At 54.0% G+C, this 19,059-nt stretch carries 16 protein-coding genes; 2 read left to right on the top strand and 14 right to left on the bottom strand.

What is annotated here, in order from left to right; genetic code table 11:
• Positions 1-167 precede the first annotated feature (167 nt).
• A complete protein-coding gene (locus tag ACQ4WZ_RS20730) occupies positions 168-353 on the top strand; it encodes a hypothetical protein (protein WP_436574397.1) in 186 nt (61 codons plus the stop codon).
• Positions 354-417: 64 nt separating this feature from the next.
• Complete coding sequence (locus ACQ4WZ_RS20725) at positions 418-579, top strand: hypothetical protein (RefSeq protein ID WP_436574396.1); 162 nt, start codon at positions 418-420, stop codon at positions 577-579.
• Positions 580-871: 292 nt separating this feature from the next.
• Here ACQ4WZ_RS20725 and ACQ4WZ_RS20720 read toward each other — a convergent pair whose 3' ends face one another.
• From ACQ4WZ_RS20720 to ACQ4WZ_RS20655, 14 genes are all read right to left on the bottom strand, one after another.
• Positions 872-3,130: a DUF4962 domain-containing protein gene (locus ACQ4WZ_RS20720; protein WP_243858402.1), complete on the bottom strand. Its 2,259-nt coding sequence runs from the start codon at positions 3,128-3,130 to the stop codon at positions 872-874.
• Positions 3,131-3,917: 787 nt separating this feature from the next.
• The gene (locus ACQ4WZ_RS20715; RefSeq protein ID WP_101484359.1) at positions 3,918-4,607 is read right to left on the bottom strand and encodes a PIG-L family deacetylase; all 690 of its coding nucleotides are present in this window, start codon (positions 4,605-4,607) and stop codon (positions 3,918-3,920) included.
• Positions 4,608-5,715: 1,108 nt separating this feature from the next.
• Positions 5,716-6,462 (bottom strand): glycosyltransferase family 32 protein, encoded by a 747-nt coding sequence (locus tag ACQ4WZ_RS20710; protein ID WP_436574395.1) that lies wholly within the window; start codon positions 6,460-6,462, stop codon positions 5,716-5,718.
• Positions 6,459-7,727, bottom strand: a complete 1,269-nt coding sequence (locus ACQ4WZ_RS20705; protein WP_436574394.1) for a lipopolysaccharide biosynthesis protein — start codon at positions 7,725-7,727, stop codon at positions 6,459-6,461. Before ACQ4WZ_RS20705 ends, ACQ4WZ_RS20710 begins: the two co-directional genes overlap by 4 nt.
• Entirely contained in the window at positions 7,728-9,326 is a 1,599-nt protein-coding gene (locus ACQ4WZ_RS20700) for a hypothetical protein (protein ID WP_436574393.1), read from the bottom strand. It lies immediately after the preceding gene.
• A 61-nt stretch (positions 9,327-9,387) separates the two neighbouring features.
• Entirely contained in the window at positions 9,388-10,056 is a 669-nt protein-coding gene (gene epsI / locus ACQ4WZ_RS20695) for an exosortase-associated protein EpsI, B-type (RefSeq protein ID WP_436574392.1), read from the bottom strand.
• An 11-nt stretch (positions 10,057-10,067) separates the two neighbouring features.
• Positions 10,068-10,964 (bottom strand): exosortase B, encoded by an 897-nt coding sequence (xrtB, locus tag ACQ4WZ_RS20690; RefSeq protein WP_101484354.1) that lies wholly within the window; start codon positions 10,962-10,964, stop codon positions 10,068-10,070.
• Complete coding sequence (gene epsG / locus ACQ4WZ_RS20685) at positions 10,964-11,836, bottom strand: chain length determinant protein tyrosine kinase EpsG (protein WP_101484353.1); 873 nt, start codon at positions 11,834-11,836, stop codon at positions 10,964-10,966. The genes xrtB and epsG overlap by 1 nt, the downstream gene beginning before the upstream one ends.
• Positions 11,837-11,858: 22 nt before the next feature.
• Complete coding sequence (epsF, locus tag ACQ4WZ_RS20680; RefSeq protein ID WP_101484352.1) at positions 11,859-13,268, bottom strand: chain length determinant protein EpsF; 1,410 nt, start codon at positions 13,266-13,268, stop codon at positions 11,859-11,861.
• 60 nt (positions 13,269-13,328) lie between these two features.
• Positions 13,329-14,117: a polysaccharide export protein EpsE gene (gene epsE / locus ACQ4WZ_RS20675; protein WP_166674903.1), complete on the bottom strand. Its 789-nt coding sequence runs from the start codon at positions 14,115-14,117 to the stop codon at positions 13,329-13,331.
• 54 nt (positions 14,118-14,171) lie between these two features.
• Positions 14,172-15,164, bottom strand: coding sequence for an EpsD family peptidyl-prolyl cis-trans isomerase (locus tag ACQ4WZ_RS20670; protein WP_436574391.1), 993 nt, complete (start codon positions 15,162-15,164; stop codon positions 14,172-14,174).
• Between the two features lie 508 nt (positions 15,165-15,672).
• Positions 15,673-17,055: an undecaprenyl-phosphate glucose phosphotransferase gene (locus ACQ4WZ_RS20665; protein ID WP_436574390.1), complete on the bottom strand. Its 1,383-nt coding sequence runs from the start codon at positions 17,053-17,055 to the stop codon at positions 15,673-15,675.
• 8 nt (positions 17,056-17,063) lie between these two features.
• Positions 17,064-18,302, bottom strand: a complete 1,239-nt coding sequence (gene epsL / locus ACQ4WZ_RS20660; protein WP_243858404.1) for an XrtB/PEP-CTERM-associated polysaccharide biosynthesis outer membrane protein EpsL — start codon at positions 18,300-18,302, stop codon at positions 17,064-17,066.
• Between the two features lie 40 nt (positions 18,303-18,342).
• Positions 18,343-19,032 carry a CAAX prenyl protease-related protein gene (locus ACQ4WZ_RS20655; protein WP_243858406.1) on the bottom strand — a complete coding sequence of 230 codons (690 nt, stop codon included), beginning with the start codon at positions 19,030-19,032 and terminating at the stop codon, positions 18,343-18,345.
• Positions 19,033-19,059: the final 27 nt, after the last annotated feature.

Below are 19,059 nucleotides of genomic sequence, written 5' to 3'. Positions count from 1 at the left end.
CCCAGCGACCGCATCCTGGTGGTCGGCTGGCAATCGCTGCCAATACTTGCCATGATACGCTTCAGAATGTTGCCTCGTCCCAAGAAGTTACTGGTCATGGCTAGCTTCATCCATGGGCAGCGGGCTGCGCCGTATTGCAACCGGGCCGGGCAATGGCGACGCTACCCATGGGGTTTATCGCCTTTTCTCAAGGCGAAGCCCGCAATCTGCTCGACGACGTCGGCATGGATACGACAGCCGTGCATTTCCTTCGGTGGCGCCAGGCGCCCGATGGCCGGGCAGATGCGGCGGACATAGGCGGTGATGGCTTTATTGTCAGCGGCGGCTATTCCAATCGCGACGATGCACTGTGATTGAGGGCGACGCGCGATATCGATGCGCCAAACCGCATCGTCGCCTCAGCGTACAAGCAGATTGATGCTGCAGTTACCCCATGCCATGGTGCACCGGGATATTGCTGAAGGAAAATTTGAAGCACTGCTGGCGCACAGTCGGATCCTTGCCATGCACTTCAAGAGTCAAGGGGAGGCCTGCGGCCAAAGCGTGCTTCTGCGCGTGCTGCGCAACGTAGAGCGCTGATTGCGACACGCGATGAGGCGATCGTAGCCACCCTGAGTCGCGATAACGGAGGATTTGTCCCACGCAGCGACGCCTGCGCCATGCACAGCGCGCTGCTGCGTGCCTTGCAAGACGCTGATTTCAGGACCAAGCTCAGCAACCAGATTCGCCAGGCCAAGCAGCACCCGAGCATAGCAGCAGCCGGGGGAAGAAATCGAGCGGTTTCTGTTGTCAGATTGAAAAAAGCCTGCGGCACGCCGCAGGCTAATCAAGCCAGGCACTGCATGACAGTGCCTGTGTGAACGTCACTTCTTTAGTTCGGTATCGTGATCGTCTGCGCTCCCACCTTCAGAACCCTGCCCGTCTGTGTCGACGTAAGCGTCGTCTTCGGGCGCTTGCATCCCACGTCAAGCAATACGATAAATTCGGCAGACTTCGCCTTCACCGACTTGACGAATGCCCCATGGTCTTCCGTCGTCCCCTGCTTTGGCGGCGGCCCTGAGCGGACTTGATAGCCATTACTTTCAGTGCCCAGGGAGCTGATACACAGCGTGCGGTCGACTTTGCTAATCTTCACAGCAGTCGAACTCTCCTTGAGAATCGGCCCACCCGCATGCAGATTCCATTCAAACGACAGCGCCGTCGGCGCGCTCAGCTTGTCGACCACGACCACCGCATCCTGTCCGCGCACATACCATACCTTGCGCACGGCCGAACTCAGTGCGCCACCATAGGCAGGCGTCGCATCGCCGGCGGCATAGTCCAGTGTTGGCGTCGTGGAAAACGCCGTGATCTTGCCATTCATGGCCAGATTCTGCGTATTTTGATCGATGATTTGCCCAACGCCATTATTGAAAGTGATGGCGTTTTTAGCCTTGGTCTGGCGATACCATGACAGACCCAGCGGCGAATAGAAATAGTCCTGGTAACCCGATTCAATCAACAAACGGCGTCCACCGCTATCGATCACAATCGAATTCTGGTCCCCGTGGCTATGATTATAGGAACCGTAGGGACTGGACTTGAAATACACCGAGGTGCGCTTGAGGTCGGACAAATTGCTGTGCATGGCGACCCAGCCGATACTCGGATACAAGGCGGCATTTGCTGGAGGAAGCGGCGCGTCGGTAACCGTCTGGACCGGCAGCGGGTATGGCGCTTGCAACAATGTCAAATCATCTTCGTCGCCTGGTATATTCTTGGCATACCATGCGGCATTGGCCGACTTGATGCGCGACGAAAAACCTTTCAGCACAAAGTTATACATATCCTCCTCGTGCGCATCGCCAAACACATGGCCGGGCGCTCCTGGCGGCACGAACTGCATCAGGTAGCGTGAAAATCCGGCAGCCCAGGGTTTATCGAAGATATTCACGCCTGTGATTTCGGCCATCGGCTGCCACATTTGCAACATATTGTCCGCGCTGTACATGCCGTAGGCAGTGCCATTGGAAAAGCCGCCTTCCGGGCCGCTCCAGACACTGATGGAATTAACATAGGGACGGAAGGAGAAATCGAACCATTTATCAGCAGCAGGGATATCACCCATCGTCAAGGTCGAGACCAGAGCCAGAAAACCTCGTGCCTCCGTACCGTGGGAATCATACGGCTGGTAGTCGAGACGACCATCGTCGCTGGAAAGATCGGCGTACAGCGCTCCAAAGCGCGCATTGATCGACGCCATCCAGCGGGCCTTGCGTGCGCCATCCTTCGCCAATTCGGCGAACAGCAAATCCGCAGTCTTCGCCAATGCCATTGTAATGGTGTTCGATCCGATATCGTGATTGACATAGCTCGTCATGCCAGCGGGACTGAGCGCCGCCAGTTGGTCGCCTCGGGTCAGCGCTTCCTGCAGATACTTCGACTCGCCTGTGATCCGATACAGCACCGCCGCACCAAGCGCCTGATTGCTGATATCGCCCACAGACTGTGAAATTTGGTTAATGTATAAAGTCCGCGTCGCCGACGGCATGGTCGAGGTCAACGGCCATTTTGCATCCGAGGGAGCTGCCAACGCGTATTGCTGGCCAACAATCTGGCTGCTCACGTACGAACTCAGCCGAGTCAGGGCCGGGCCACGCGCTGTAATCATGGCTTGCGTCCATTTGGACCTAGGCAGAAAAGTGCTGGCCTGCTGGCGCGGACGCGCATGCGCCAGAATCCTGGCCTTGATCGTCCCCGCTTCCGGCACTTCAAACAACTGCGACGAACTGTCGATCGTAAAGCTGCGCGGCGTCGACCAGTCAACCTTGGTGCTGGGCCGCACCCGCCAGGTGTACTCACCGGCAGCAAAAGCCTTTGAAGGCAAGTAAACGTTACTGGTCGACGTAAACGTTGCGACCGTCGCGCCATTTTTTTGCACTTCCAGCGTGTAAGAGGGAGGCTTGGTTGCACTGGGATAGCGCGACCACGCAAAGGCTGGCGGGTTCTGCGCTTGTATCTGGCGATCCGCAGGCGCTGGTCGCACGACGGATAAATCTGTCGATTCTGCCCAGTCTGCCCTGCCCGGCCCGGAACATACACTCATCGTCAACGCAAGACCGACGGAAAAAAAAGACTTCTTGTGAATCATTATTGGCTCCAGCAGTAGAATAATCGGACATAAGCGGGAGTGACACAGCAACCTCATCAAGCTTGCCGGGCTGCCGTATAAAAAATACAGTGTTTCATTCTTATGCACTGTACTTAAATATCACTCCTCGTACTTCCTTTTCACAACTATACACCTGATATAAAGAAATTGCGTTACCAGAAGTCAACAAACAGCCATAAAACCAATAATAAAGCCCAAAAAAAATCTTCTCCAAGCACACCAATTACAATATATAAATACAATCATTCAAGCTGCAAAAAACATAACATTTCAAGCAAATTAATGAACCTGAAAACAATATTCATACTGGAAATATTTCTCATAATTCATCAAATTTCATTACTGAAAACCTGAATAACTCCACTGAAACAATGATTTAATTTCAATCTATTGTTAAAATATAATTCAGATACCCGCAGGAAAATTTATCAATTTTTCAAATGCAAAAAAACTAAAGGTGTTGCATACGACTGCCGCCCCCCACAGAGCTGACATATATCAATCGCCAGCAGATACAGCACAAAACGCAGTGCCATACCGCCCCCATAAACTATGGAACAATTCCCGCCATTCAATTGCAGCATCTTTGAATATTTAAAAAACAAGACCTTGGGTTCAACCAGAATATTCAAGGTTGAATACATTTCCGCATGGCCGAAGGCGAGATGTGAGGATATTGCAATCGTCTGAGACTGAGGCACACGGTGAATAGTGGCAAATTAATCTGCAGCTCCATCATCGTGGCATTTCCCGCTATAATTCTTCATCAGCGTTGTCCAACTTGCACATCTTGCTTAATATCACAAATAGGCCATTGCCGCACCAGGCCTTCGAAATCCACCCAACGGCGATAAACAGGCCCGCAATTTAATATGCCATGGGCTTGCGTCGCATAAAATTCTTCCAGAAAACTTATTTTCGCATTGATATTTTTTGCGAGAAATTTTGGCGTTTCCAACTCTTTCAAGACGGGCGGCATCAACAGAACTGAAGATGAGAAATCAACTAACTTCCTGACGCAGTGCGAAATTTGCATGTGGTGGCTATGTCCGTATTCACCTTCAGCATTATGCGTAGCAACGGTACGCCAGGTCTTCAACGACAAATAGTGAGAGATTACATATTCCAATTCGGATTCCGGCAAGGACTCATTAAAAACATCTTTAAAATCATGAATGATGCCCTTTACTCCAAATGCTCTCATTGCAAAAATAAACTCCGTGCGGCGCGCCAAATTATCGCCATTGGTCAGGCATACTACAAACGGCTTATGTTCCTTGATATAGTTATAAAAGAAAATAACATCGTCATCAGGGTGGGCGATAAAGAGAATATTCTCAAAATCAGCAACCACATCCAATGCTGGAAATTTGACCTTCCAAACCAAGGACTTTACGCGCGCATAAAATTTCCGGAATATACTTACGCGAGAGATGAAAACTATAATGGGTAACATTTTTCCTCACAACATATCGACATTTAACTTATCCACATTTGGAAATCCTGATACGATCAAGCAGAAATTCAATACAAAACACCCTTGGCGTTTTTCGTGAAGAACTTGACACCAGGGCAAAATCCAATGCAAATATACATTCAACCATCAGGCCATTCGTAAATTGATCAGCCTCGCAAACAAAAAATTCCTCACCACCGCCGCATGTCATTCACTTGCTGCCCACAACAGAATTGAAGCAGCAACAACAGCTAATAAATACAGCATGCAATGAATTGCCGCATCAATTCGAACGGGCTGCGGCACAAATGCCTGATCAAAACTCAGGATAAAGAAAATCAATGAAAGATGCGCTAAATACAACCAAAGACCATAAGCAGCCAGGAAATTGAAAAATTAAAAATGTATCACTGGAACATTTTTGGCCATGAAAAATTAATGAGACTGCAAAAAAACCATTCCATACAAATGTCCTGATAGAATCCGGCTTCATGCTGCTCCACCATTCAGGAAAGAAAAGTGCACGGCTGGCCAGCAAAGATGCGCCATCGCTGTAATGGACGGCCAGCACTTAGAGCAAGGCGATCATCCGTAAAGCGGGAAGAACGACGATACATGGTTGAGTCACTGTGTCGATGGGGTATTTGCAATAATAGTAACATATTGCTAGCATGGCATCAATAAGCGTGGCACCGATCAGACAGCCACTCATGACATCACAGGATGACAGCCTTATAGGGGCTAGAGAAGCATCAGAGCCGCACATATGCAACAGCCCTGACAAGCAGATTGTGACTACATAATCAGAAGCCGCTCATTGGCATGTCCAACAACAAGGGCCTGAGCCGCCGAGGCTGCGCAGGACATTCAGCCAGATTGGCGTACTCGACGGAATTGTTGGCAAGGGAAGTCTGGATTCACAAAGATGGAAGAGCGCTTGCCTGTCAACTGCCAGGCTCTTCCAGTCTGGATTAGGGTGATTATTCACCAAGCCATAGCAGATGCTTCCTCAGGACCCGCAACGTTATGTGCTCACGACGTCTTTCCCGAAATGGCACCGTTCTGCATGATACTAGCGCTGCCAGAAACGTAAACATTGTCAGGGACATCAGCCAACATCGGCGATACGGCTGTCGCTCTCGAACGGTGTAAAGGAAATATCCCAACGGCGCTGCAACACTGATCCTTTAAGAATTTTGAACATCAGCCGCTTGATGCGGCTATTGAACCAAGATCCCGACAGTCCGTAATGATGGATGCCAATAGTCTGCGGGGTAATGTCGCTATACATCAATTGCTTTGCGTTACGCGGATTGCTACGATCATACGGATTAAACGGGTAGAAGGTAACTGGATCAAGTTGCGTGCTGTTCCCGCCGCGATCCAACTCCACCGCTCTCTTCAGCACCATAGGCGAAGTAGCGAATAGGCGCCGCGCCACCAGTTCGCGTAAAATCAGGCTGCAGGCCGTCGCCATCACAGGATTGCCTGCTTCGCACGCCAAAAATCCAGCACCGTAGCCCTGGCCCACCTCCTCGAGCGTTTCGCGTGCCATCACGCAACCACGCAAACCCAGCACGGAATCGAGCGACGTAATCAACTCCAGGTCAGTATCAAGGTAGATGCCACCATGCTTGGACAGCACATCGAAACGTACCCAGTCTGCAACGAAGGCCCACTTCTTTTGAATAATCGCCTCCCGACAATAATCATTGTCGATGTCGGCATTATCCTCATTCCATAATTTCAACTCATATTCTGGACAATATTTCTTCCAGGATTCGATACAGCGGCGATGCAAGGTACTCATTTCGCCCCGGCCAAACCAGCAGTAGTGTATAACTTTAGGAATCATTTATACCTCAAGGGAATTTTTTTCAGCAAGACGATTATGACAGCGGCTACAAATATGACATGGATAAGAAAGGCAAGTACCGCACCAAATAATCCGAAATACACAGTCAGCAGCCACAATTTCAGCAAATAAAATATATTTGTCGTCACAGCAATGATCGTCGTTTCCCGCAATTTCCCGAGCGCCCAGTAAAACGAATGCGTGGTCACGAAAGTACCGGCGATGACAGCGGTCAAAAGAACAACGGTAAATTCCGGCAAATAATCTTGCAGCACGGGGAAGAGTCTCGGCATCCAGAGGAATTGACTCACATAACACAGGATACCGGCCACTGACGTCACGCAAAACAACATCTTCATCGTCTTGATCCACAAGCTGAATGCCGCCCTCAAATCGCCAGCATTAACGAGTTCGGCAAACGCAGGAATCGAGGCAGAATAAAATGGTGCCGTGGCCAGATTCACCAGGGAATAGATGCGCTTTAAAATACTGAAGACTCCGAGGTTGGCCCCAGGTAAGGCGAAACCAATGATGATACGATCAAGCTGCGCCACGGGCAGGTCGCAGATTGCCTGTAAGGTACTCCACTTGCCCGCTTCCATCAGGCGCCCCTGACGCAGCTTAGTCTCCGGTAGTGCTCCTTCGATCCCACATCTGCTGCGGAAAATCAGGAAGAACAGGACCAGGCAACGTAGCACTTCCGGCACCGTATACGCCAGTACCATGCTCGACAAGGTGGGGTGATAGTGCGACACGGCAAACAGTACAATCAGCTTGAACAGATTGGTCAGAAAACCGGCATACATCAGCACATTGTATTGATTGACCAGCCTGAAATAGGCATTGTGCGTGCCGATCACGGGAAAGACTGCCGCCAGGGACAGCAACAACAGATTTAAGCCGGAAAAATCCTTAACTTGAGGCAATGGCGAGAGGGCCAAGCCGCAGGCCACCAGCACCACGACCAGCATCGCCAGCAATTCATAGCGGGCGCTTTTGATGACAGCGCCGCGCAATAATGCGGCCTCGATGTTGTGGCCCGGCAGCGCTACCAACATGCCTTGCCAATACTGGAAGCCACAGATGGTAAATACCGTCAAGGCAATCGACTGCACCAGCACCAGATGGCCATACGCCTCCACGCCCGCAATAGCCAGCATCACCGGTATGGTCAGCACACTCACACCTGCGCCCGCCACATTCAGCAAGAACATCATCGAGCTATTTTTGACCAGATTGCCAAATGCCTTGTTTGCGGTACTCATTTACGCAATGACTTCGCGTAAATTCTTGCCCTTATCAGGCAGGGTTTCAGCGGCCTTGTCCACGGGGTTCGCAGGCTGGCCAAAACGGACAAACTGCACGATGCAGCCCAGACAGAAATAGCACACCAATTGCATTGCAGGTTCGTCTATCAGGGTGCGGTTATACACCAGCGTACTCACGAATAGCATCAGCATGACGGTACTCGTGTCCGCCATTGCCAAGCGTTCGGCGCTCTCCCCGCTACGCGCCACATAGCGAATGCCCAGGCGAATGCCGAGCACAAAAATGGATAAGTACGCCAAAGTTCCAAGTATCCCGACGTCCCACAGCAGCGTCGCCATACCGGTGGAGCCAATCTGCAGGGTGCGGTAACGGGCCGCGACTACACCGCGTCCAACAGTCGGGCTGACCGCGCTGGCGCCAGGTCCGGAGCCGATCAGGCGCTCCTGAATGGTGAGTGCGGGATCGTTGTACCAAAACGCCAGTGTCGCAGCACGGCTGACTTCACCGGTGACGTAATTAATGTTATTGGGGTCGACCGCATAGGCGCCCAAGGTATTCACCTTGTCTTCGGTTGTTTCAGTCTTGGTGCCCTCGCCCCAATACAGGGCGTGGTAGGTCATGAAGATGCCAGAACTGATCACCGACATCAGCGCCACAAAAACAATGAACGCCATGATATTTTTCATGACCCTGCGACGCAAGATCCAGAAGACCCCCAAAGGCAGCCACAGGAAAACCGCCTTGACCTCTCCCAGCAGAATGATCGCCAGGCCAATCACAAAGACGAACACCACCTGCCACAGGGGACTGATACCGCGTACCCAGCGCGCCAGCATATACAGCATGGCGGCGACGGTAAATAGAACCAGTACCGGACTCATATTCGCACCGAAAGAACCGACGACGCTATCCCAGCCCAGGTTGCTTATCATGAAAAAATGCTGATATACGACCAGCGGAAGTTGCATAAACGTAATGACAACCACCATCGACCACAAGAGCAGCAAGCGTTTGTCGGACCATTCGAACCAGTACATGGCAAACAGCACGCCAAACATTGGCAAGCAGAAACGCAGGGTGGAAATCAACTGCCCAGTGGTGGCGTGACCGAGAAAAATACTGAAGGCATAAAATGCCAAATATATCCACACGGCGACAATGACGCGCGTCGCGCCCTGGGAGTGGGCGCCCAGATGATCGCTCCCCAAGCGGTTCGACAAGCTCACCTCGAGAATGGCCCGGGCAAAAAACAGGGCGCTCAGCCCGCTGGCCATCCATGTTGCCAAACGCATCTCGAAAAAAAACTGGACAGCGCCTGAGATGAAAAACACAGCGAAGAAAAGGATAGGCATCAATTTTTTCGTGCTCACCAGCAGCAGGATCGGTATGAAGATCAGCGCGCCGGTCAGTACAACGGTCAGCTGTATCTCCCCAAGAGCGATAACCATGCCAAGCACGAGCGCCGTCGCCAATCCTCCAAGAATCAGCAAAAATGCGCTCAGGCCAGGCATGCCCTGTTTGGCCTTGCCTGGCCTGGCCCGTACGGCTTGCGCAGGGGTGGCGTTCAAACGCAGTTTCTGGGGGAAAAAACTCATATATATTCCATGCACGGCGTGGACGCCGGGCTCAAAAGGTGAAACGCTGTCAGAGCACCGGCTACAGCGCGGTGCCGGCAAAGTGCTGGCGCAAGTTCGCCGGCATGGCCTGCAGCAACTGTTCAACAAACGCCTGCTGCAAACGATAACCCTCTTCTGTATCGCCGCCGATACTCGATACCCGCATCAGAGTCGCGTCGGGAATCAGGCCCCGCATGGCATACGCCAGCTTGGCCTTCTTGACTGCCCACAAAGTGGGGACGGCCTGGTCGCCAACGACGACCCAATACGTGATCGGCTCAATACGACTATTGAGTGTGGCGACCATGCGGGACGCGGATATCGCACCTGCCTTGGTAGGCAACGATATCTGGGTCGTCTCGCCTACCGCAAAACCCTGTCCGCCATAGCAGCCCTCCGGGAAATGCACGGACAGATCGTCGCGCTGGTCGGTACCGTAGGCGATCGACAGCATGATGCGCTCGCCCTGCGAGTTCACATACGTGCGCGACAACGTTTCGGCATAAATTTTATTGAGTTCTGCGAGCGTGGTGGGGTTGATCACCGCAGCGATCTGGGTCGTATCTTCCTGCCAATCGCCAAACTTGGCCGGAATCGCCGTACTAAGGATGACTCGCGCACGCGTATCGGCCAGGCGCATCGTGGGCGTGACCGCTTTGGTACACAAGGCGCCGACCAGCATCATGGCCGCCATGGACCAGCTGATCATCGTACTCTTTTTCATGAAGCCACCTTTCGGGCGTGCCACAGCCGTGCCAGCCACTGCAGCAAGGAGTCCAGGCTCAAAATCAACACCAGCGCGCTAATGAATAGCACCATCCCCGCAAAACCATGCAGGAAACCCTGTCCTGCGGCATCGCCGAAATAATAAGTGACCAACGTCAATGTGACCACGCGCATCACGTTTGCGGTAAAGGAAATGGGAATAATCAGGATCGCCAGGCCTATATTGCGGATAGCCGAGGTATGACGCACCAGATTCAGATAGAACAGGCCAAGCGCTTCCAGCGTCAGCAGCGTTTGCAGACCAGCACAAGCGTCGGCTACCAGAAGCTGATACTGGCCGATCTGCAAAATCACGCCAGTGCGTGCTATCGGATAGCCGAACCAGTACAGGATATGCTCACACACATACGAGACAGCCATCTTCATTGGCAAGGTCAGCGCACTGACGACCGAGCTTGGCAGCGGAATCATGAACAACATGAAGAAGAACGGAAACCAGGCCACACGCAGCGCCTCCACGCCCAGCTTGAGCACCAGGATGGCAGCCGTGAGCATGACAAAGGAGCCAATCTCGAAGGCAAGAATCTGCTGGGAACGGCCAACAATGTAAATCAGAAGCCCGGCGACGAACAGCACCCAGCCCAACAGTGGGGCACGGTTAAATTGCGCGACGGCCAATATCCGTTCACGCTGGCGCCAGATGAGCCAGAACGCGAGCAGCAGAATAATGGGACCGTGCGCCTGTTCCTCGGTCATCCAAATGCCGGTAAACAAGCCGTAAAACGATGGCACATACAGCACTGCGAATCCGACCACGATAGGCAGCCATTCCAGCAGCAAATCGCGGCCTTGCAGGCTACTCCCCAGGTCAGGTCGAGTGCTCGTACTCATCAGAAGTCTACCAATACCGAGCCGATTACTTGCGCGCCGCTATGCAGCATCTGTTCAGTCATGGCATTGATGTCGGCGACCGGAGTGTGATTCTTGCGTGCCACCAGCAGTACGCCACCGGTGCGCGCGGCCAGGGCCAACGCATCGGAACCGAGCGAGAATGCCGCAGAGTCATACAGCACGACATCATACGTCGCTTCGAGCTCGGTGCGCAAAGTGGAAAATGCCGGGCGGCTCAACAGTTCCTGCGGATTCGGCGGCAAGGTGCCAGCGCCCAGCACGGACAGGTCGACAAACGATTCGATGCGCGTAATCACATCGCGTTCGGCCCGACCGGCCAGGATGTCCGACAAGCCCTGGCGGCCTTCCATGCCGAAAATCTCGTGCTGGCTGGGATTACGCAAGTTTGCATCGACCAGCAGCGTCTGTTCGCCCAACTGGGAAAATACCACGGCCAGGTTGGCAGCAAACAAGCTGGTGCCGTCACCATCATTGACACCGACCACCACCAGGGATTTTCGACCCAGCGCCATCCAGCGCAACATCAGCTGGCTGCGGATGGCGCGCAAGGTTTCCACCTGCGGGCTGAAAGGCTGGTAGGCGGCGATCAGCTTGTCGGAATACTTGCCCTCTCCCTGCTGCAGATAGGGATAATCAAACTGGCGCGCCAGGACTTGCTGGATATCCGCCTCAGTCACCAGCCCAAGACGCTGGGCGGCCTCGCCGAAGCGTATGCCCAACTCCTTTTGCATGCGCAGGACACGTTCGGCACTTTCAGGCGTGATCTTGCCCAAGGAAAGCAAAAGTGCACCGATGCTTGAGTCGGCAGTCCGCGGCGTCGCAGATACTAGCGGTTGCAATGCTGGATTCATATTATCCCCAATACTTAATTACTTAATTAAAACGCAAACTGCGCGGCAACAACGATTTAAATCGGTTCAGGCGCGGACGTGTCGGCGCACTCCAGTCGATCGAACCGAGCACAGGCAATTGCAACAATTCGCTCAGGTCAGCTTCCGAACGCACACGGCGGTCCAGCATTTCCGCCAGCAAGGAAAAGCCCACACCGAGCAAGCCGCCCAGGAACAGGGCCAGCAGCGTATTCAACATGACCTTTGGGCCAGCAGGCTTGATCGGTGCAACGGCAGGGTTGAGCAGGAATATATCGGATTGTTCAGACTTGCCCTCGATACTGGTCTGCGAGAAGCGCTGCGAAGCGATATCGAAGGCGCGTTGGGCGCTTTCCACATCTTTTTGCATCACGCCCATTTCGTCACGGGTACGGTTCAACTCAAGCACCTTGTTTTTTTGTGCCGTCAACGCGGCGCGCACCGAGCCTTCGCGCTGCTGCATGATGCCGGCGTTCTTGCTGACCGAATTTGACGTCACGCGCGTGCTGTCAGCCAGTTCGCTGCGCATGCGTTCGACCTCGGCGCGCAGGCTTTCGTATTGAGGATGATTGCGTCCCAGTCGCTGCCCCATCTCGGCAAGCCTCGATTCAGACGTTGCCAGGCTCAGCTTCAAGTTCTGGACCAGCGGGTTCGACGCCACATCGGGCGACTCAGAGCCCGCATTGCCTTCGGCCATGCGCTGGCGCGACGACGCCTCCATCGACAGGCCTTGCGCGGCCACCAATTGAGCGGATAGATCGTTCAAGCGGTTCGATTCCACGTCGAGGCGGTTATCCACGCTGACAATACCGTGCTCTTGCTGGTACTTCGACAAGCGGCTTTGCGCCGCTTCCAGGCTGTCACGCAACAGTTTCGTTTGCTCATTGAAATACACGGCCACCTTTTTCAATGGATCGACTTTCAGCTGAGTACTGGTTTTTTGGTACTCATCAGCAAAAGCATTGGCGATGGCCGCGACAAACTGCGGGTCGTTGCCCTTGAAGCTGATATCGACCACGCTGCTTTCGCGCGACGGCACGATTTCCAGCTTGGACAGCAACAGATCCGCCAGCCAGTCGCGCACGGTGCCCTGGCCTTCAGTCACCTCATTGAACTGGGCAATGACGGCGGGACTTTCCGCCAGCCGCAGCTGATCGACGACCTTCAGCGCCACGTTCTTGCTGCTGATAATGTCGATTTGCGTCGACATATAGCCCGGCAACAACTGCATAGGCAATGCCAGTCCGGTCACTGGATCGACGCCCTTGTAGCTGATCAACACGGACGCCGTACCCTTATAGGTCTTGGGCAGCATGAGGCTCACCACCACCGTCGCCCCGACTGTGATGAGCAAAGTGAATAGCAAGATTCGTTTGCGGACAAACAAGACGAGCAAAAACTGGTGGAAATTCATAATTAACTCTCATATCAGTAAAACAAAGCCAGTCAGGCCGGCGCGCCGGAACTATGCAGCTTAAAACAAGCTTTCTTTGACATACACGACATCATCGACCTGGATGACGTCGTCATGCTTGGCATCGAGCACTTGCATGACGCCTGCAGCATCGCGGCGCTTGATGCGCACGCCACGCTCCGTACCGCGCTGCGTCAAACCTCCGCCAACGGACAGGGCTTGCAACACAGTCATCGAGCGCTCCAGGCGGAATGCACCCGGACGCTGCACTTCGCCATAAATATAAAAACGTGGCGCACGTTCGACATACAGGATATCGTTGCCAGCCAAGTCAAAGTCGCGGGCCAGATCTGCACTGCGCATCATGTCGACGATGTCAACAGTCTCTTTGGTGGTGGTGTCAGCGCGCTTGCGTATCAGGCTAACCACATCTCCGGCGTCAGGACCTTGGCCGCCAGCCATGGCCAGAATATCGAGCAGGCTACGCTTGCCCTCGATCGGATAGCGACCAGGGCGATTTACCTGCCCCAGCACGGACACTTGCTGGCTCTGCAATGCAGTCACAATGATATTAACTTGAGCCTTGCGTAAAAAACCGCCACTTTCGAGCGCCTGGCCAAGCTTTTTCTCTGCAGCAGCAACAGACAAGCCTCCCACAGCTACTGCCCCTACCAAGGGGAAGGTAATGTTGCCGGCCTCGCTGACACGTGTTTCCAGGCCAAGATCAGGACTGCCATACACGGAAATCTTCAGCACATCACCAGCACCGAGCAATACCTCGGCGGCACCTGCCATACCAACGCTGCAGGCCATCAGTGCAGCTGCTATCCACATTGCAAGTCGTTTCATGATTTGCTCTATCCTTTTAAAAACTCTGTTGTACCCCAAAATACCTGCCTGCACTTACTTCAAACCAAGCCCGGCGCGCGCATTCACATCGCCATTATCAGCCGACGGCGCCGGTGGTGCTGCGACGGACGGTGCCGGCACCGGCACTGAAACGCCTGCCGCGGATGCGGATGCGGATGCTGACTTCTCGGTCTTGTTCAGGTATTCGATCTTGGCGCTGGCGCGCAAGCGTTTCAGCTCGGCTTGCGCGGCATCCTTGTTCCTCTTATTGAAGAGGAATTGTTCGATCTGCGGCGTCGCTTGCGCCAGCACCACCGGGCTATCCTTGATATCGGCCAGGGAAATCAATAAGGTACGTTCACCTTCGCGGACGATGAACAGCTGACCTGCCGGCATAGATGCCAGCTTGGCGCTCAATTCAGGCGCGAGATCGGCACTGGTACGCGACAGTTGCATCCGGCCAAACTTGACATGATGGGCGTCCAACCATGCCGCCACTTCTTCCAGCGACTTCGCACGATCCATCGCCGCCTTCAGATCATCATTCATGTCCGCCGTGGCGATGAGCAGTTGACGCATATCAAACTGCTTGCGCTGGCTAAAGTACTGCGGATTCTTGTTAAAGTACTCTTCCACCTCGGCCGCTGTCGGCTTGGCAATCGCACCGATGCGTTTTTGCATGTAGGCCTGGGCAATGATCAAGGCCTTGGCACGCTCAATTGCTTGCACCACTTTGGGGTCACGGTCGATTTTGTCTTTGACGGCCTCATTTTGTAATAACTGGCGGTCGATCAACGACTCCAGCAATTGCTTGCTGGCCGTCTCTTGCTGAACTGCGGGTACATTGGCATGCTGCAACTCGTCATTCAGTTGCAATACCGTAATTTCCTCACCATTGACGCTCGCCAATGCTTGGCCGACTCTTTTTTCCTTGCCGCCACAGGCAGACAATCCGACAGCGACCAATAGGACCAATGCAACACCCGACCATCGCGTATTGGCGACTGATCTGCGGAGTGTCAAACCAGAGTTGTGAAAATGATTCAAAATTACTCCTTCGATTTAGCTTCCAAAAACGCAATTAATTACCAAAAAGCAATATCCTACCGACATGGAGCATTGCCTAAAACAACACGCATCTTCAGAAATTAGTGATCTGATGCAAACAATTATCAATATAATAAAATATCATACACAAAATACAAGGAAATGGGAAATCATTTGCTTAAAAATCTACGAAGAAGGTTTTAATACAACTGTTTCTGGTGTCGACTTGTCGACAAAGTTCCCCCGAATGGACCACTTCCCAAAGTGCAATATTTTTAAGCAATAGCCTTCTGTGTACGCAATAGATCTTGCTCAGACGCAGCTGATACGCGGGTAGCCTGCAGTGGATGCAGGCAAGGAAGGGTCGGTACAAGACGCGAACCCATAACAGGCATAGGCACTAGGTCAGAGGCGGGGGCTACAGGTAATCCCGAGGATGACCTGTGTGCGCATATTTTATCGCGTATTGACTGAGCGCAAAATAAATCCCTCCCCCTCCGCCTGCCTGTCAATGTGCATTATCGCGTTTCAGCACCACCTTCACCGTCCGCATGATGATCCACAAATCGAGCCATAATGACCAGCTACGCAAGTAATCGAGGTCAAAATGAATGCGCGCCTCCATCTTGTCCAGGGTCTCCGTCTCACCGCGCAAGCCATTGACTTGCGCCCATCCAGTGATGCCAGGTTTGACTTTGTGGCGCAACATGTAGCCTTTGATCAACTTGCGGTACTGTTCGTTGTGCGCTACCGCATGCGGACGCGGCCCGACAATACTCATACGCCCTTGCAGCACGTTGATAAACTGCGGCAATTCATCAAGCGAACTCTTGCGCAGAAAAGCGCCAATGGGGGTCAGGCGCTGGTCATTCCTGGTGGCCTGCACCACCTTGTCGCCATCCTCGCTAACGGTCATTGAGCGAAATTTATACACAATAATCTCCTCGCCATACAGGCCATAACGGCGCTGGCGGAAAATCACGGGCCCCTTCGAAGTCAACTTGACGGCGATGGCGATGACCAGCATCACGGGCAGTAACATAAGCTGGATCAATAGACCCAGCACGATATCGCTACTGCGCTTGACCATGCTGTTAAAGCCCGTGAACGGCGATTCGCGGATGGCGATCACGGGCATGCCGCCCACGTTGTCGAAACGCGCCTGCATCAGATCGAAAATATAAATATCGGGCAAGAAGTACACGGACGCCGTCGTATCTTCGAGCTCATCGAGCATCTTGCGGATGCGCGGCTGGGCCGAAATCGGCTGGCTGATGAATATCATCTTGATATTATGTTCGCGCACATAGGCGGCTATATCACTCATTTTACCCAGCATGGGCTCGCGCATCCTCTCAGGCCATCGATCATCCGTTCGATCGTCGAAAAAGCCGCGCACGCTCATGAAGAGATTCGGATTGCGCTCGATGATGGTGGCAAACTTCAGGCTGGCGTCATTGGCTCCGATAATGACCACCGAGCGCACTTCGCTTTCACCATCAGGACGCAGGCTGAACTTGCGCCCCGCCAAGTGCCCTGCCAGCAACACAAATGGCGTGAGGATAAACCAGGCCAGTACCACCTGCGTATCAAAGTGATAGGTGAGGCCCGTGGCCGAGCCGAGGAAGGTCAGAATGAGCGCGGTGATCGTCCAGGCCACCAGAATATCGCGCGCATAGGCCAACATGCGCCCGCTGCGCCAGGTACGGTAAGGATCGACGTGATGGAACACCGTCGACGCAATGAAGACGGCGAGTATCATCAACACCAGCGTATAGCCGGTAAACGGCGCGCCGGACATGAGCGTCAGCAGATACAGCAGGCCCATGATGATCATCGGATCGAGGACGCGCTGAAAAAACGAGATCAGAGGTATATCATTGACAGTCATGTTGATCTTTAAAACTGTACGCTGCCATTGAAGGAAATACCCTTGGCACGATAGCCGCCGCTATCGACGATGGCGACGCCATCGCGCCGCTCGTGGAACAGGCGTACGCCAAGCTGGACTTTCGGATGTGGCGCATACGTGGCGCCAAGCGAGGCGGTACGGGTGGTGTCGCGGCCGTCACCAGGCAGAACCAGGCCGCTGACGGCAGAGAAATCGCGCCGTTCCTGGCGCAGCTGCGCATCGACGCTCACCTTCGACGTGGCCGCCCACGTGGTGCCCACGCTGGCGCCAGTGTTCAGGCTGCTCGTTACCAGCGAATTGTCGACCGAACCAAATTCGCGCCAGACGACGCCCGTGAAATTGACCTTGCCCAAAGGCTTCCAGTACACGCTCAGCCGGCCATTCGTGCCGCTGGCATCGTGCCCGGACAGCAAGCTGTTACGGTGGCGCACCCAGCCGCCCAGAAACTCCATCTGCGTGATGCCGCTGAGCTCCCAATACACGTTTGCCTTGATCTCGTCCTGGGTATAGCCATTACCGTAAATGCTGGTATCGAACGCATTGCGGTTCGGATAGTTGCCGTTCAAGTGACGTAACTGCAGGCCGATGCGGCTATTGCTGGGCGCCAGGTAGTCGACGCCAAATTCCGTCGCGTCTTCCGTCCAGTTGGAAAAAGCCTGCGAGGGCAAGTCGTACGAATAACGGTTGCGCGACAGGCCGCCGCGCACGCGCCAGCTGGGGTGGAAGCGCCAGGCGCCATTCAGGTATTCTTGGCGCTCCGTGCGCAAATTGCGCAAAGTGCTCTGAAAATCGTTGAACGGCGTCAGGCTCTGCGAATAACTGGCGCCCACATGGCCTTCGAGGTGGTTGGCGATGTGCCACTCCAGGTCGGCCAGGTAATCCTTGCCATCGTAGTCGAACTGGCTGAAGCGGTTGAAGCTCACCTTCGACCACTTGGCCTGGCCCGTCAGTATCTGGCGGCCGATGGGACGGTTGAACAGGAAGCCCGCCTGCAGCATCTTCGACGTGTCCGAGCGGGGGCCGGAAAAACCCGGCACCACATCCGGCAAGCGCATCAGGTTGTCATCGTACGAGTACGTCGCGGCAACGAAAGGCTTGATAGTGTCGCTGATATCGGCCAGCGCGGCGCCACTGGCAAAGGTGCTGGCCAGAAAGAGTGCGCCGTGCAGGCATGGGCTTGCCGAGATGGCAACGGCAACGGCTTTTTTACGTAAGGAATTCAACATGGATTTTATCTTCGAAAGATCACACAGTTGATAGGCAATACTACCAGTAAATCCAATGCCCACCAGAAATAATCCAGAGCCCCAGCACGCCGTTCGTCACGCCATGCGCGAGGATAGGCGACCACAGGGACTGGCTACGCATGTACAACAAACTATATGCAGCACCGGCCACGATGCCGGCCAGCCATAAATTATGTTCAAAGCCAAACAGCAACACGCTGATGACGAAGGCCTTGGCGCTGGCGAGGCGGGGATCAGCCCGCAAAAAATCCTGCTTGTCGATCCAGCGCAACAGGAAGGAGCGCCAGAACAACTCCTCCATCACGGGCACCACCAGCGCGGCACCGGCGATACGCAGCAGCACCAGGCTCCACTCGATACGGCCATCGTTGCGCGGATCGTAGCCATCGGGATTGCCAATGCGCATCCAGTGGGCGTCGAGATTGATCCACAACAGAAAAACAACAACACCCGCGACCAGCGCCCCGAGAATGGCACGCGCGCCCAGCGGCGTCCACATCAATTCCGAATAACTGCGGCGCCAGTACAACAACATGCCCAGCACGACGCCGATCTTGACGGCATACAGCCAGCGCAAATCCTGCGCGGCAACGCCCAGTCGACCGAGCATGTCGGCAATGAAAATGAAGGAGAGATAGGCCAGGAATGGCGCTACCCGGGGCAAGGCGGCGCGGTCAAACATCTTGCCGCGCATCGGAGGTGGAGCCACGCGCCGGACGCGATGGTCCGGAGCGCG

The sequence above is a fragment of the Janthinobacterium darwini genome, from assembly GCF_051380905.1.
Taxonomy (GTDB): Bacteria; Pseudomonadota; Gammaproteobacteria; order Burkholderiales; family Burkholderiaceae_D; genus Janthinobacterium.
Note: the sequence above shows the minus strand (reverse complement) of the source record. Positions and strands in the feature narration are given on the sequence as shown.